14 protein-coding genes are annotated in these 13605 nt (G+C 69.4%); 8 read left to right on the top strand and 6 right to left on the bottom strand.

The annotated features are described in order from the left end of the window. Together C6P61_RS02505 and C6P61_RS02500 are read right to left on the bottom strand one after the other, a co-directional pair. The gene (locus tag C6P61_RS02505) at positions 1–1098 is read right to left on the bottom strand and encodes a C1 family peptidase (RefSeq protein WP_105728354.1); all 1098 of its coding nucleotides are present in this window, start codon (positions 1096–1098) and stop codon (positions 1–3) included. Positions 1099–1269: 171 nt separating this feature from the next. Then, positions 1270–2679 carry an AfsR/SARP family transcriptional regulator gene (locus tag C6P61_RS02500; RefSeq protein WP_146114953.1) on the bottom strand — a complete coding sequence of 470 codons (1410 nt, stop codon included), beginning with the start codon at positions 2677–2679 and terminating at the stop codon, positions 1270–1272. A gap of 115 nt (positions 2680–2794) precedes the next feature. Here C6P61_RS02500 and C6P61_RS02495 point away from each other — a divergent pair, with 115 nt between their 5' ends. Genes C6P61_RS02495 through C6P61_RS02480 form a run of 4 tightly spaced genes read left to right on the top strand, consistent with a single transcriptional unit; the run spans position 2795 to position 7757 of the window. Next, complete coding sequence (locus C6P61_RS02495; RefSeq protein ID WP_105728352.1) at positions 2795–3826, top strand: LLM class flavin-dependent oxidoreductase; 1032 nt, start codon at positions 2795–2797, stop codon at positions 3824–3826. 12 nt (positions 3827–3838) lie between these two features. Beyond that, on the top strand, positions 3839–5065 hold the full coding sequence (gspF, locus tag C6P61_RS02490) for a type II secretion system inner membrane protein GspF (RefSeq protein WP_105728351.1): 1227 nt from the start codon (positions 3839–3841) through the stop codon (positions 5063–5065). A gap of 45 nt (positions 5066–5110) precedes the next feature. Further along, the gene (locus tag C6P61_RS02485) at positions 5111–6007 is read left to right on the top strand and encodes a 5'-nucleotidase (RefSeq protein ID WP_105728350.1); all 897 of its coding nucleotides are present in this window, start codon (positions 5111–5113) and stop codon (positions 6005–6007) included. A gap of 7 nt (positions 6008–6014) precedes the next feature. After that, positions 6015–7757: an ABC transporter ATP-binding protein/permease gene (locus C6P61_RS02480; protein WP_105728349.1), complete on the top strand. Its 1743-nt coding sequence runs from the start codon at positions 6015–6017 to the stop codon at positions 7755–7757. 80 nt (positions 7758–7837) lie between these two features. On the opposite strand, the gene C6P61_RS02475 is transcribed toward C6P61_RS02480, so the two are convergent. Both C6P61_RS02475 and C6P61_RS02470 read right to left on the bottom strand, forming a co-directional pair. Further along, a complete protein-coding gene (locus tag C6P61_RS02475; RefSeq protein WP_146114952.1) occupies positions 7838–8476 on the bottom strand; it encodes a hypothetical protein in 639 nt (212 codons plus the stop codon). Further along, on the bottom strand, positions 8473–9069 hold the full coding sequence (locus tag C6P61_RS02470; RefSeq protein WP_237491428.1) for a HupE/UreJ family protein: 597 nt from the start codon (positions 9067–9069) through the stop codon (positions 8473–8475). Before C6P61_RS02470 ends, C6P61_RS02475 begins: the two co-directional genes overlap by 4 nt. 188 nt (positions 9070–9257) lie before the next feature. On the opposite strand from C6P61_RS02470, the gene C6P61_RS02465 reads away from it, so the two are divergent. From C6P61_RS02465 to C6P61_RS02450, 4 genes are read left to right on the top strand one after another with little or no spacing between them, the layout of a single operon-like run. Further along, positions 9258–9848 (top strand): DUF2796 domain-containing protein, encoded by a 591-nt coding sequence (locus tag C6P61_RS02465; RefSeq protein ID WP_170067308.1) that lies wholly within the window; start codon positions 9258–9260, stop codon positions 9846–9848. After that, the gene (locus tag C6P61_RS02460; RefSeq protein WP_105728345.1) at positions 9845–10573 is read left to right on the top strand and encodes an ATP-binding cassette domain-containing protein; all 729 of its coding nucleotides are present in this window, start codon (positions 9845–9847) and stop codon (positions 10571–10573) included. Before C6P61_RS02465 ends, C6P61_RS02460 begins: the two co-directional genes overlap by 4 nt. Then, on the top strand, positions 10570–11832 hold the full coding sequence (locus C6P61_RS02455; RefSeq protein ID WP_105728344.1) for an ABC transporter permease: 1263 nt from the start codon (positions 10570–10572) through the stop codon (positions 11830–11832). The genes C6P61_RS02460 and C6P61_RS02455 overlap by 4 nt, the downstream gene beginning before the upstream one ends. 12 nt (positions 11833–11844) lie before the next feature. After that, positions 11845–12474 carry a DUF3299 domain-containing protein gene (locus C6P61_RS02450; protein WP_105728343.1) on the top strand — a complete coding sequence of 210 codons (630 nt, stop codon included), beginning with the start codon at positions 11845–11847 and terminating at the stop codon, positions 12472–12474. Positions 12475–12507: 33 nt separating this feature from the next. Here C6P61_RS02450 and C6P61_RS02445 read toward each other — a convergent pair whose 3' ends face one another. After that, positions 12508–12930: a copper chaperone PCu(A)C domain-containing protein gene (locus tag C6P61_RS02445; RefSeq protein WP_105728342.1), complete on the bottom strand. Its 423-nt coding sequence runs from the start codon at positions 12928–12930 to the stop codon at positions 12508–12510. Between the two features lie 45 nt (positions 12931–12975). After that, on the bottom strand, positions 12976–13599 hold the full coding sequence (locus C6P61_RS02440) for a putative 2OG-Fe(II) oxygenase (protein WP_105728341.1): 624 nt from the start codon (positions 13597–13599) through the stop codon (positions 12976–12978). Positions 13600–13605: the final 6 nt, after the last annotated feature.

Here is a 13605-nt window from a genome sequence, read left to right as displayed (position 1 = left end):
TCAGGTCGCCTGCAGGGCACGGCAGAACGCGGCCCGGAACTGCGGACAGACCTTGAGCACGGACTGAACCCGGCTGACCACGGCCATCACGGTGCGCGAGCACAGGGGCAGGCGCCCGACCCGGCAGACATGGAACAGCAGGCAGGCGCGCAGAGCGCGGTTGGTCTGGGCGGCGCGCAGCACGCTGCTCAGATAAAGCCGGTGCTTGAGGCAGGGGTCCTCCACTGGCACCGGGCATTGGTTGAGCTGCACGTCGTAGAAGGCGAACTGGGTGTCGAGGCCGCTGTCGCCATAGGCGATGCGGAACCAGCCGCGCTGGCCGTCGGGGCCGAGCTCGCCCCAGTTGGTGCCCCAGCTGTTCTTGCAGATCCAGTACTTGCCGGCCTCGTTGTAGCCGACCACCGAGATCGCGTGGTAGCCCGCCAGGCTGCCGCTGACATGCTTGTAGACGCCGCCCGAGTAGCTGAAGAAGTCCTGGTAGACCGCCATGCCGGCGACCATCGGGCCACGCGCGGCCAGCAGGTTCTTGCGGTCGGCCAGCGCGAGCACCTGGCTCCAGCCGTCGATCTTGAACATCGGCACGACGCCCGGCTTGCAGGGCTGGTTGCTGTCGACATAGGGAAAATCGGCTTCCTTGGCAACGCCGGTGTTCTTGCAGAACTCGAGCGCGGGGGCGAAGTTCCAGCCGTTGCCGCAGCAATTGCCGCAGCCGCAGAAGAACAGGTGCGACTCGGACAGGTCAAGGTCGAGATTGGGGTTCTTGCAGACGATGCTGGCGCGCGCCTCGATCGTCGCCAGCGTGCCATGCGCAACGCAGGAGCCGCAGCCGCCCTGGTTCTTGATCGGCGTGGTCCAGTTGCCACCGTTGTTGCGCCAGTCGATCGCGAGCGGGAAGCCGGCCTCGGTCTGCAGCGCGCTGAGCGCGGAGGCGGCCTTGATCGCCTTTTCGGTCGCATCGAGCTCGGCCTTGTCGACGCGCAGACCCAGCATGTCCTTTTGCTGTTCGGCGCTCAGCTGCGACACGCTGGTAGCAGCGGCCTGCCAGTCCAGGCCCTCCTTGGCAATCGCGTTCTGTATGGTCTTGAGGCTTTCCGTCATTTGTCGATCTCCCTGTGAATCAAGGCTTGGGCTGCTGCTGCAGCGCCAGCCAATCTGCCACGCGCGGGCGCCTGGCTCCTGTTCGCCCGCATGCCGCAAGATCCGCTCAGAAAGACGGCATCGACCGGCACCCGGACGATGGCAACAGCATCCCCGCGCCGGGGTTTCAAATCAGTTACAGCCGGCATGGGCATCGACCCAGCACAGGCTGCGCGCGAGGCTGACATGCCCGTGCTTGACATGAATCCAGTTGACCGGGGCCTCGTCGGGCGCGCAGCCGAGGCGGCGCAGGCGGTGCAGCGCTACCTTGAGGTTCTGCGCCGCCTGATCGCCGTCGGAATCGGGCCAGAGCAGGTCGGACAGGCGCTCGGCCGGCACCTTGTAGCCGCCTTCGCCGATCAGCGCCAGCAGCAGCGACTTGGTGCGCTGGCCCTTCCAGTCGCGGTCATAGAGGCGTCGGCCCCTGATCTCGACGACGAACTCGCCCAGGGTGTGGATGCGCACATGGGCCTGGGCGCTCGATGTCGGTGCCGGGCTGCCGTCGAGCCGGCACTCGAGTTGATGCAACCAGTCCGGCCCGCGGTGCAGCGATGGCAGGGGTTCGCCAGCGGGCAGCAAGGCGCGTGCGGCCACCAGCGACTGACGCGCGCGGTCTTGCTCGCCGGCGTTCGCCTCCAGCCGGGCCAGCTCGAGCCGGCCCATGGCCGCCAGATGGTTCAGGCCGAGGCCGCTCCAGTCCGGACCGAGCTGCAGCAGCAGCTGCCGGGCCTCGTCGAGCCGCTGCAGCTCGGCCAGGGCCTGGGCCCGCAGCAGACCCGTCAGCAGCAGCGCCAGCCGCCCCCCGGCACGGGTGCCGGCGCTGGCGCCTTCCTCGGCGTGCACCAGCGCGCGCAGGGCCTCGCCCTGCCTGAGGGCCGCGACCCCGAGCACGAAATGCCGGCCGGCCTCGAGCAGGGTCAGTCGCCGGGGAATCAGCGCCAGCGCAAGGCGGCCCGAAAGCGCCGTGACCTGATCGCGCCGCCCCAGCAGCGCGGCGGCGTACAGGGCCAGCTCGAGTCGCAGCAGGTCGGCCGGCCCCTGGTCCGGGATGGCGACCTCGGCGCCCGCCAGGAGCTCGAGCGCCGCGGCGGCGTCACCCCGGAGCAGCCGGTTCAAGGCCAGTGCGATCGCGAGCCAGCCACGGGTCGAGGCAGAGAGGCCGGGCTCACGGCTGGCGAGTTCGGCATCGGTGAGCTGCACATCGGCGCGCACCAGCCGACCGGCCAGGCAGTCGACGAGGCCGACCTGGGCGCGCAACAACAGCTCGTTGGGGTCGGCTGGATCGAGCCGCTCGATCGCCTGCGCGAAATGCTGGCCGGCTGCCATCAGGTCGCCGTCACGCAGCAGGGCAATGATGCCGAGGCGCTGCAGCAGTGCCGCCCTGCGCGGCGGCGCCAGCCTGGCCTCCAGGCCGTCGAGCAGCACCTGGCGCCAGGCCTCTAGTCGCTCGAAGCCGCATGCCGCGCCCAGAATGGCATCGATGGCTTGACAGGCTTCGGTCGCCAGCTCTGCTGGCGCCACCGCTTGGTCTGGAACTGACATGGTCCTCCCTGAGTCCGCCAGACCGGACGGGACCGACCCACCCAGCGCCGACCGACTTCCATTCATTAGTTTTGCCAGAAATTCTAGTGACAAATCCTGTCCCTACAATGCCCGCATGTCCACCACCTTGCCCTCTCCCCGTCTGTCCATGCTCGACCTGGTCGCCGTGCGCCAGGGCAGCAGCGTCGCCGATGCGCTGGCGCTCGCACGCCGCACCGCCCAGCACGCCGAAAGCCTGGGCTTCGTGCGCTACTGGCTGGCCGAGCACCACAACATCCCCGGCGTCGCGAGCTCAGCCACCGCGGTGCTGGTCGGCCATATCGCGGGCGCGACCGAGCGCATCCGGGTCGGATCGGGCGGCATCATGCTGCCCAACCACGCGCCGCTGGTGGTGGCCGAGGCCTTCGGCACGCTGGCCGAGCTCTATCCGGGCCGGATCGACCTCGGGCTGGGCCGCGCGCCCGGCACCGACGGCCTGACGATGCGCGCGCTGCGGCGCGACCGGGTCGAGTCGGAGGACGATTTCCCGGCCGATGTGGCCGAGCTGCAGCGCCTGCTCGCGCCGGCCCAGCCCGGCCAGCGCCTGGTCGCCCTGCCCGGCGCAGGCACCGAGGTGCCGATCTGGCTGCTGGGTTCGAGCTTGTATTCGGCCCGGCTGGCGGCCGAGCGCGGCCTGCCCTATGCCTTCGCCTCGCATTTCGCACCGCGCCTGCTGCTGCAGGCGGTCGAGCTGTACCGGCAGAACTTCCGGCCCTCGGCCCAGCTCGACCGGCCCTACGTGATGATCGGCGTACCGCTGGCAGCGGCACCGACCGACGAGGAAGCCGAATACCTGGCCAGCAGCCAGTACCAGCGCGTGCTCGGCATCCTGAGCGGCCAGCGCGGCCTGCTGCCGCCGCCGGTCGCGGGCTTCATGGAGCAGCTGCCGGCGCAGCACCGTGCCGCCATCCTCGACTTCCTGGCGGCCGGCGTGATCGGCGGCCCCGCCGTCGTGCGCGAGGGCTTGTTGCGGCTGGTCGAGCTGACCGGCGCCGACGAGCTGATGCTGGTCTGCGACATCCATGATCCGGCGCTGCGGCTGCGCGCGCTCGACATCGCGGCGCAGGCACTGGCCGACGCCTTCCCGCAACCGGCCCTGGCCAGCTGAGAGCGAGTCCCGATGCCCGCCTACCGCTACGAGGCGCTGGACGCCGACGGCCGCAACCAGCAAGGCCTGCTCGAAGCCGATACCGCGCGCGCCGCGCGCGGCCTGCTGCGCCAGCGCGGACTGATTCCGCTCGAGATCGCGCCGGCCATGGCCAGCGAGGAGGAGCCTGCCACCGGCTGGAACCGCCAGCTCTGGCGCTCGCGCACCTTCAACGCCAACACGCTGTCGGTCTGGACCAGCCAGCTCGCGGGCCTGGTGAGTTCGGGCCTGCAGCTCGAGCGCGCGCTGGCGGCATTGGCCGACGAGGCCGACCGGCCGGAACAGCAGCGCCTGGTCGCCAGCCTGCGCGCCGAGGTCAACGCCGGCTCGAGCTTCGCGCGCGCTCTGGCCCAACATCCGCGCGAGTTCGACGCCAGCTACCGCGCGGTGGTCGCGGCCGGCGAACAGAGCGGCCAGCTCGGCGCCGTGCTCGACCGGCTGGCAACCGACCTCGAGGAGCGCGAGGCGCTGCGCAACAAGCTGATCTCGGCTGCGCTCTACCCCGCGATCGTGACGCTGTTCGCGATCGTGATCGTGGTGTTCCTGATGAGCTATGTCGTGCCCCAGGTCGCCACCGTGTTCGCCGGCAGCAAGCGCGCGCTGCCGATGCTGACCGTGATCATGCTGGGCCTGAGCAATCTGGTGCGGCAATGGGGCTGGCTGCTGGCGCTGCTGCTGGCTGCTGGCGGCGCCGCGCTGGTGCAGGCGCGGCGCAACGACGCCCTGCGCGAGCGCATGGATGCGACCTGGCTCAAGCTGCCGCTGGTGGGCCGGATCGCGCGCGGCTACAACGCGGCGCGCTTCGCGGCCACGCTCGCGATGCTGGCTGGCGCTGGCGTGCCGATCCTGCGCGCGCTGCAGACCGCTGCCGAGACGCTGAACAACCGCGCGCTGCGCGCCGACGCGCTCGATGCGCTGGTACTGGTGCGTGAAGGGGCGCCGCTGGCCGGCGCGCTGGCCTCGAAGAAGCGCTTTCCGGGCCTGATCTCGATGTTTGCGCGCCTGGGCGAGCAGACCGGCCAGCTGCCGGCCATGCTCGAGCGCGCCGCCGGCCAGCTCAGCGCCGAGGTCCAGCGCCGCGCGCTGCGCCTGGCCACCCTGCTCGAGCCGCTGCTGATCGTCGTGATGGGCCTGGTGGTGATGCTGATCGTGCTCGCGGTGCTGCTGCCCATCATCCAGCTCAACCAGCTGGTCAAGTGAAGCGCCATCGAGCCGACAACGCCAACCGCCCCTGAAGGAGCCCAGATGCCCGCCACCCTCGAAGGCCAGCTCGTCGTTGCGATCTCGTCGCGGGCCCTGTTCGACTTCGAGCAGGAGAACCTGGTGTTCGAGCAGGGCGACGACAGCGCCTACATGCAACTGCAGCTGGCACGCCTGGAGCAGCCGGCACCCCCGGGCGTCGCGTTCTCGCTGGTACGCAAGCTGCTGAGCTTCAATTCGCCCGGACAGCCACGGGTCGAGGTCGTGATCCTGTCGCGCAACGACCCGGTGTCGGGGCTGCGCGTGTTCCGCTCGGCCCAGCATTACGGCCTGGGCATCGAGCGCGGCGTGTTCACGCGCGGCCAGTCGCCCTGGCGCTATCTGCGCCCGCTGCGCGCCCACCTGTTCCTGTCGACCCACCTGAGCGATGTGCGCGCCGCGCTCGCCGCTGGCGTGCCGGCAGCCCAGGTCTACCCGCAATCGGTGCGCGCCAGCGACGCGCATCCGCACGAGGTCAGGATTGCCTTCGACGGCGACGCGGTGCTGTTCTCGGACGAGGCCGAGCGCATCTACCAGGCCCAGGGCCTGGGCGCCTTCCAGCAGCACGAGGTCGACCGGGCCGGGCAGCCGCTGCCGGGCGGCCCGTTCAAGCCGCTGCTCGAAGCCTTGCAAAAGCTGCAGAGCGCAGCCAGCGCCGGCATGCAACTGCGTACCGCGCTGGTGACGGCGCGCAGTGCGCCGGCGCATGAGCGCGCGATCCGCACCCTGATGGACTGGGACATCGCGATCGACGAGGCGATGTTCCTGGGCGGACTGCCCAAGGGCGAATTCCTGCGCGAGTTCGAGCCCGATTTCTTCTTCGACGACCAGACCGGCCATATCGAATCGGCCGCGCGGCATGTGCCGTCCGGCCATGTGGCGTCCGGCATCGCCAACCCCTGAAGACCCCATGAGCCTGCTGACCAAGCTGAAACAGTTCCGTAATTTCGCTTCCCGCGCCTGGGCGCTGTCCGCGCCCTACTTCGGCTCCGACGAAAAATGGAAGGCACGCGGACTGCTCGCGGCCATCATCGCGCTCAATCTCGGCGCGGTCTACATGCTGGTGCTGATCAACGAGTGGAACCGGGTCTTCTATGACGCGCTGCAGAACAAGAACGCCGAGGTGTTCTGGCAGCAGCTCGGTCGCTTCACCGGACTGGCTTTCGGCTATATCCTGATCGCGGTCTACCGCTTCTACCTGACCCAGCTGCTCGAGATCCGCTGGCGCGCCTGGATGACCACCCATGTGATGGCGCGCTGGCTCGGCCACAAGGCCTTCTACCGACTTGAGCTGATGCGCTTCACGCGCGAGAATGCCAGCCTGCCCGACAACCCGGACCAGCGCATCCAGGAAGACCTGGGCATGTTCACGGCCTCGGCCGTGGGTCTGAGCATGGGCCTGCTCAACGCGGCGGTCACGCTGGCGAGCTTCGTCGGCATCCTGTGGGGCCTGTCGGGCAGCTTCGGCTTTGCCTTCAACGGCAGCGACTGGAACATCCCGGGCTTCATGGTCTGGATGGCGCTGATCTATGCGCTGGTCGGCAGCGTGCTGACGCACTACATTGGCCGCCCGCTGATCAAGCTGAACTTCGAGCAGCAAAAGCGCGAGGCCGATTTCCGGCATCACCTGGTGCGGGTGCGCGAGTACAGCGAGGCGATCGCGCTCGATCGCGGCGAACCGGTCGAGCAGCGCCAGCTCGGCGGCCATTTCAGCGCCGTGCTGCAGAACACGCTGGCGCTGATCAAGGCACAGAAGCGCCTGACCTGGTTCACGGTCGGCTTTGGCCAGGCGGCGGTGGTGTTCCCGTTCGTGGTGGCGGCGCCGCGTTTCTTCAGCGGCGCAATCCAGCTCGGCGAGCTGATGCAGATCGCCTCGGCCTTCGGCCGGGTGCAGGACTCGCTGTCCTGGTTTGTCGACAACTACGACGCGCTGGCGCGTTGGCGTGCCACCACCGACCGTCTGACCGGCTTCGAGGACAGCCTGCGCAGCGCCAACGGCCAGGGCCTGCTCGGCGCCAGCGGCGGCGACGAGTTGCGACTGGACCAGCTGACGCTGTCGCTGCCCAACGGCCAGCGGCTGCTGCAGGGCGAAGGCCTGGCGCTGCGCCCGGGCGACAGCGTGCTGCTGCAGGGCGCATCGGGCAGCGGCAAGTCCTCGCTGTTCCGGACCCTGGCCGGCATCTGGCCCTATGCCCAGGGCCGCATCGCGCTGCCGGCGGGCTTCGAGCAGGACGCGATGTTCCTGCCGCAGCGGCCCTATTTCCCCACCGGCCGGCTGCGCGACGCACTGGCCTACCCGGCAGCAGCCGAGCGCTACAGCGACGCCGAGCTGCAGCAGGCGCTGCACGACGCGCTGCTGCCGCAACTGGCGCCACGGCTCGACGACGAGGATGCCTGGGGCCAGAAGCTCTCGGGCGGCGAGCAGCAGCGCCTCGCGGTGGCGCGCGCGCTGCTCAAGAAGCCGCGCTGGCTGTTCGCCGACGAGGCGACCAGCGCGCTCGATGCCGCGGCCGAGCTCGAGATCTACGGCAAGCTGCGCGCACTGATGCGCGACAGCGGCGGCGCGCTGGTGTCGATCGCGCACCGGCCCTCGGTGGCCGCCTTCCATGAGCGGCAGTGGACGGTCGAGGCCTCGGGCCGGCTGACGGGCTAGGCTGGCGCAGCCAGGCGGCGTGCCGACTGCGCAGCAGCACCCGGCCAAATGCCGGATTCACCGCCTGCGGCCAGCAGTCCTCAGCGCCAGGCGTAGGCGAGCAACAGCAGGGCGATCGCGATCACCCAGGCCGACAGGATGCGGCAGGCATGGAGTGCCCAGACTTGGCGCCGCCGGACCACCAATTCCTCGACGCCTACGGCCAGGACGGACAGCAGCAGGCAGGCACCAGAGACCGAGCCGGCAAAGGCAGCGAATCGCGGCACGCCAGACAGGGAAGGGGCGCCCGATCCGAGCCCGATCGCCAGCCCCAGCAGCAGGGCCAGCAGGCTGCGCAGCAGCGCCGGCCCCTTGAAACTGGCCGCGGCGCCCGCCGCTGCGGCCGCCGCGAGCAGATAGAGCCAGGCATCCGTGTCGGGATCGCCGGCGAGCCGGGCTGACAGGGCGCCGGCGATCAGTCCGAGCAGCAAGCCGATCAGTGCATGGCGCTGCGACTGCAAGGCGCCCTGCCCCAGCCACAATGCCAGCCCGAGCAGGCCCAGCAGATGCGGGGGCGCCAGCATCGGATGCAGCAAGCCGTTGTAGAACTCGCCGATACCGGCCACGGAACCATGGGCCAGGGCCGCTTCAGGCATGAGCAGCGCCAGCAGGCCGGGAAGCAGCAGGGAGCGAAGGCAGGACAGGCGCTTCATCGGGATCGGGATGGTCCGGGCGCTCAAAAGGCCGCGCTCAGGAAGCCGACGCCGAGCAAGGAGATCAAGCCACCGCACAGGCGCACTGCCTTGAGCCCCAGCGGCCAGCGCACCGCCATGCCGATCAGGATGCCGCCCAGGTGCAGCAGGCCGGTCGCGACCATGAAGCCCGCCGTGAACAACACGGGATTGGCGGCCTCGGGCAATTCAGCGCCATGGGCATGGCCATGGAAAATCGCGAAGGCACCAACGACCACGGCGGCCAGCCAGAGCGGCGGCCTGAGCGCAGCGGCAACCATGGCGCCGATGACGATGGCCGAGGCAGCGATACCCTCCTCGATGAAAGGCACCGGAACAGCCAGCAGGCCCAATACACCTCCGACGGCCATCACCGCAGGAAATACCACCGGCAGGGTCCAGACCGCCTTCTCGCCCATGAAGGCGCCCCACAGGCCGACGGCCACCATCGCGACGACATGGTCCCAGCCGAGCACCGGATGCAGGAATCCACTGGTGAACCCGCCCGCCAGACTGCTTGCGTCGGCATGGGCATGGGCCGCGCCGGCCAACAAGGTGGACAGCAAGAGGATCGCGAGGGTTCTGAGGTGGGCGTTAGGCATGACGGACAAGGGGGAAAGTTTCAAGCGCATGAAGGGTAAGTCGCTCGCGTGAATATTGCATGAATCCGCCCGCTACCGATTTCATCGAGCTGAAATCATGCCGCCATAAACTGGTCTGCGATGCAGCCCTGGCCGAGAGCCAGAAACGCCACCCCGGCCAAGCACCCCGAGATTCCTGGATATTGCCGATGACACCAAGCCGCTGGCCCCTGGCCCTCCTGATCGCCCTGCTGCTGCCACTGGACGGCGCCCGCGCAGCACCGGGCGCCCATGTGCATGGACATGCCAGCCTGCAACTCGCGCTCGATGGTCCGCGGCTGACGCTCACGCTCGACAGCCCGCTCGAAGCGTTGCTGGGCTTCGAGCATGGCCCGCGCAATGCCGCCGAACGCGAAGCCGTGCGCCGGCTCGGCCAAGGCCTGCGCCAGGCCGACAGCCTGTTCACGCTGAGCCCGGCGGCGCAATGCCGGCTCGAAGGGATGGACATCAGCTCGGGCGCGCTGCCAGCCGAACTGCTGCAAGAGCCACAGACAGCGGCTGGAACCAGAAGCCCGCTTGACTCCAGCCGCGGCGCTGCCCGACCCGCGCAGAACGACGCACACGGCGACCTGCTGGCCGAATACCGCTACGCCTGCGCCCAGCCCGAGCAACTGCGCCGCCTGCAAACCGGAGCCTTCAAGAGCTTTGGCAAATTGCGCCGGATCGAGGTCGAGCGGGCCACGGGGCGCGGCCAGGGCCTGCACCGGCTCACGCCGAGCCAGCCCGGGATCAGCTGGTGAGCGACAGCGCGACACCGCAAGGGCCGCTGCTGCAGGTCGCCTCGCTGCGCTTCGGCTGGGACAGCCGCAGCGCGCCGCTGCTCGACATCGAGGCGCTGAGCCTGGCGGCGGGCGAATCGCTGTTCGTCTGCGGCCCGAGCGGCTGCGGCAAGAGCAGCCTGCTGGGCTTGCTCGGCGGCGTGCATCTGCCCCAGCAGGGCAGCATCAGGCTGCTCGGGCGCGACCTGGTGAACCTGGGCCGGCAGCAGCGCGACCGGCTGCGCGGCGACCATATCGGCTTCATCTTCCAGCAGTTCAACCTGATTCCCTATCTGAGCGTCGAGGACAATGTGCTGCTGCCCTGCCGCTTTTCCGCCCGGCGTGCCGAACGCGCGCGCCAGCTCGACGCCGATCCGCGGCGTTCGGCGCAGCGCCTGCTCGACCGACTCGGACTGGACCCGGCGCTGGCCCGGCGCCAGGCGATGGAACTGTCGGTCGGCCAGCAACAGCGGGTGGCGGCGGCACGGGCGCTGATCGGCTGCCCGGAGCTGCTGATCGCCGACGAGCCGACCTCGGCGCTGGATGGCGACAGCCAGCATGCCTTCCTCGAGCTGCTGTCCGAGGAGTCGAGGCGTGCGCGCAGCGCGCTGCTGTTCGTGAGCCATGACCGCTCGCTGGCCAGCCGCTTCGACCGCTGCCTTGAGCTGCAGCCGCCGGTCCGTTCAGCCCCAGGAAGCCGCTCATGAAGGCGATGCTCTGGCTGGCGCTGCAAAGCGCCTGGAACCGGCGTCACACCCTGGGCCTGACCCTGGTCGCGCTGTCGCTCAGCGTAGCGATGCTGCTGGGGGTGGAGCGCGCGCGCGATGCCGCCAAGCAGGGCTTCGAGCAATCGATCGCTGGCACCGACCTGATCGTCGGCGCGCGCGGCAGCCCCTTGCAGCTGCTGTTGTATTCGGTGTTCCGCCTCGGCGAGGCCAGCCACGACATGAGCTGGAACAGCTACCAGCGGCTGCGCGATGATCCGGCCGTGGCCTGGGTGATTCCGCTGACCCTGGGCGACTCGCACCAGGGCTTTCCAGTGCTCGGCACCAACCAGGACTACTTCGAGCACCTGCACTACGGCGACCAGCTGCCGCTGGTGCTGGCATCGGGCCGGCGCTTCGAGCAGCTGTTCGAGGTCGTGATCGGCGCCGAGGTAGCGCGCCAGCTCGGCTACAAGCTGGGTGACAAGCTGGCCTTGAGCCACGGCCAGGGGCCAGAGGCATTGGCAAGCCACGAGGACCTGCCGTTCGAGGTGGTCGGCCTGCTGGCACGCACCGGCACCCCGGTCGACCGGACCCTGCATGTGAGCCTGCAGGCGCTGGAGGCTATCCATCTGGGCTGGCAGGGCGGCGCGCCGCTGCCCGGCCTCAACATTCCGGCCCGGTTCGTGCAGAAGTTCGACCTCCAGCCCAAGCGGGTCACCGCCGCACTGGTCGGGCTCGAGAACCGCGCCGGGGTGTTCCGGCTGCAGCGCGCGCTGCACCAGTATCCCTACGAGGCGCTGCAGGCCGTGCTGCCCGGCGTGGCGCTGGATCAGCTCTGGAACATGCTGGGCGTGGTCGAGCAGACGCTCGCGGGCGTCTCGCTGCTGGTGCTCGCGATGGGACTCAGCACCATGGTCGCCATCGTCTGGGCCGGCCTGGGCGAACGGCGGCGCGAACTCGCCATCCTGCGCTCGGTCGGAGCGGGCCGGCGTCACATCGTTGCCCTGCTGGCGCTCGAAGGCCTGCTGCTCTCGCTGGCCGGCGCGCTGCTGGGCTATTTGATGCTGGGCCTGGCCGCACAGGCAGCCGCCAGCTGGACCCAGGCCGAGCTCGGGCTGACGCTGCCAGCCTGGGGCTCCCCAGCGAGCGAGCTCAAGCTGCTGGCCGGCGTGCTGCTGGCCGGGCTGTGCGCTTCCCTGCTGCCGGCCTGGCGCGCCGCCCGGCTGACCCTGTCGGACGGGCTGATGCCCAGACTCTGAATCCTGATCGTCATGAAAAATCTGCTGACCCATGCGCGCCCGCTCCTGCTGGGCTGCGCGCTGAGCCTGGCCGGCCTGATCGGTACCGCCCAGGCCCAGGCGCAAATCCAGGCCCAGCCGCGCTACCAGCTCGGCGAACGGCTGCCGGAAGTCGCCGCCAGCACCGAGGCCGACAGCTACCGCAGCCTGGGCTGGAATGCCCTGATGCCCAAGAACTGGAACCCGGCCCAGGCCTTCGAGGGGCTGGACTTTTCCGCGCTGAGCGATGCCGACCCGCGCGCGGCCGAGGCGCTCAAGCGCCTGCAACAGGCCTGGGAGCAGGCGCCGGTCGAGAGCTCGCTCGACCGCCAGCGCGTGCGCATGACGGGCTTCGTCGTGCCGCTGGACGGCTCGCAAGGCATGGTACGGGAATTCCTGCTGGTGCCTTATTACGGCGCCTGCATCCACACGCCGCCGCCGCCGGCCAACCAGATCGTGCATGTCAAGCTGGCCACGCCCTCGAAGGAAATCAAGCTGATGGACAGCGTGGCGGTGACCGGACTGATCCGGGTCCAGCACTCGAAGACCGAACAAGGCGCATCGGGCTACACGCTGAGCGGCGACTCGGTCGCGCCGTTCCAGGCCAGGAAACGGCGCTCCTGAGGCGGTCGGACCCGCCCGCCAGACTCAGGGAGATCAGGGGGTGCCGACCGAGATCGAGACGTTCATCATGCCGGCCTTTTCGAACACCAGCACCAGCGGGTAGTTGCGCCCCCAGTGAATGTCCTGCTTGCGGCCCTTGAGCAGCAGGTGCGGTTCGGTGGCAAAGAACTGCTCGCCATCGCCAGCCTTCAGCTCCAGGCCCTCCAGCGGCTGGGTATCGGCCGAGACGAAGGCCACCGACTCGGCGATCGGCGAGTAGGCGCGCAGCAGGCGGTCGCCCTCCTCGACTTCGCGCGTGGTGAAGTAGACCGGTACATCGGTCTGCCCGTCCTGGCTCGCCACGGCCCAGGGGTGGAACAGCACGAAATTGGGTGCAAAGTATTCATGCGCAGAAACCGTTCCCGCCAGGGCGATCCAGCCCAGCAGGCCGGCAACGATCGATTGTTTGATTTTCATGGATAGTCCTGGTGAGCGTTCTGCTGGCTTGGCCGCTGGCGGCGGTCAGCGGCCGAAAGTGATGGCGTAACCCCAGGCATCGAGCCGGTCCGGGATCGCGTTGAAGGCCAGCGTCACGCGCAGTCCGCCGCGGTTGACCGGCACTTCGTGCAGCAGCGAGCTGGGGAACAGGATCAGGTCGCCCGGTGCCGGATCGGGACCGCGCCACTTGTCGGCGTTGAAGGGCCCGACCGCCGCATTGGCGTGGGTGTTGGCAAACACATAGCCCTGCCCGCCCAGGCTGCGGATGAACAGGGTGTTGGAGGACGGATGGCAATCGCTCAGGTACAGCACACCCGAGACGAAGGAGTTCGCGTGGGTATGGATGGCCTGGCGGCCACCGGTCTGCATCACGTTGAGCCACATCTCCTTGATGGTCCAGTGCAGCGACTGGCCGAACAGATGGGTGCCGAATTCGGCCAGGTGCGGCGTCAGACGGGCGCTCAGCTCGGCCAGCAGCGGATCAGCGTCCGCCGCCAGGATCTGCGAATGCGACAGCTCGCCGGAGTGGTGATTGAGCTGCCCCGCAGCGGGCGCGAAGCGCTGCCTGAACGCGCGCACACCGCTGTCGTCAAGCAGCCGCGGCACGCGCAGGACCGGGGTCGGAAAAAGCTCGAACAGGTCGCTCATCAGGCC

It is taken from the genome of Malikia spinosa (assembly GCF_002980625.1).
GTDB lineage: Bacteria > Pseudomonadota > Gammaproteobacteria > Burkholderiales > Burkholderiaceae_C > Malikia > Malikia spinosa.
This window is presented reverse-complemented; position numbering and strand designations above follow the sequence as displayed.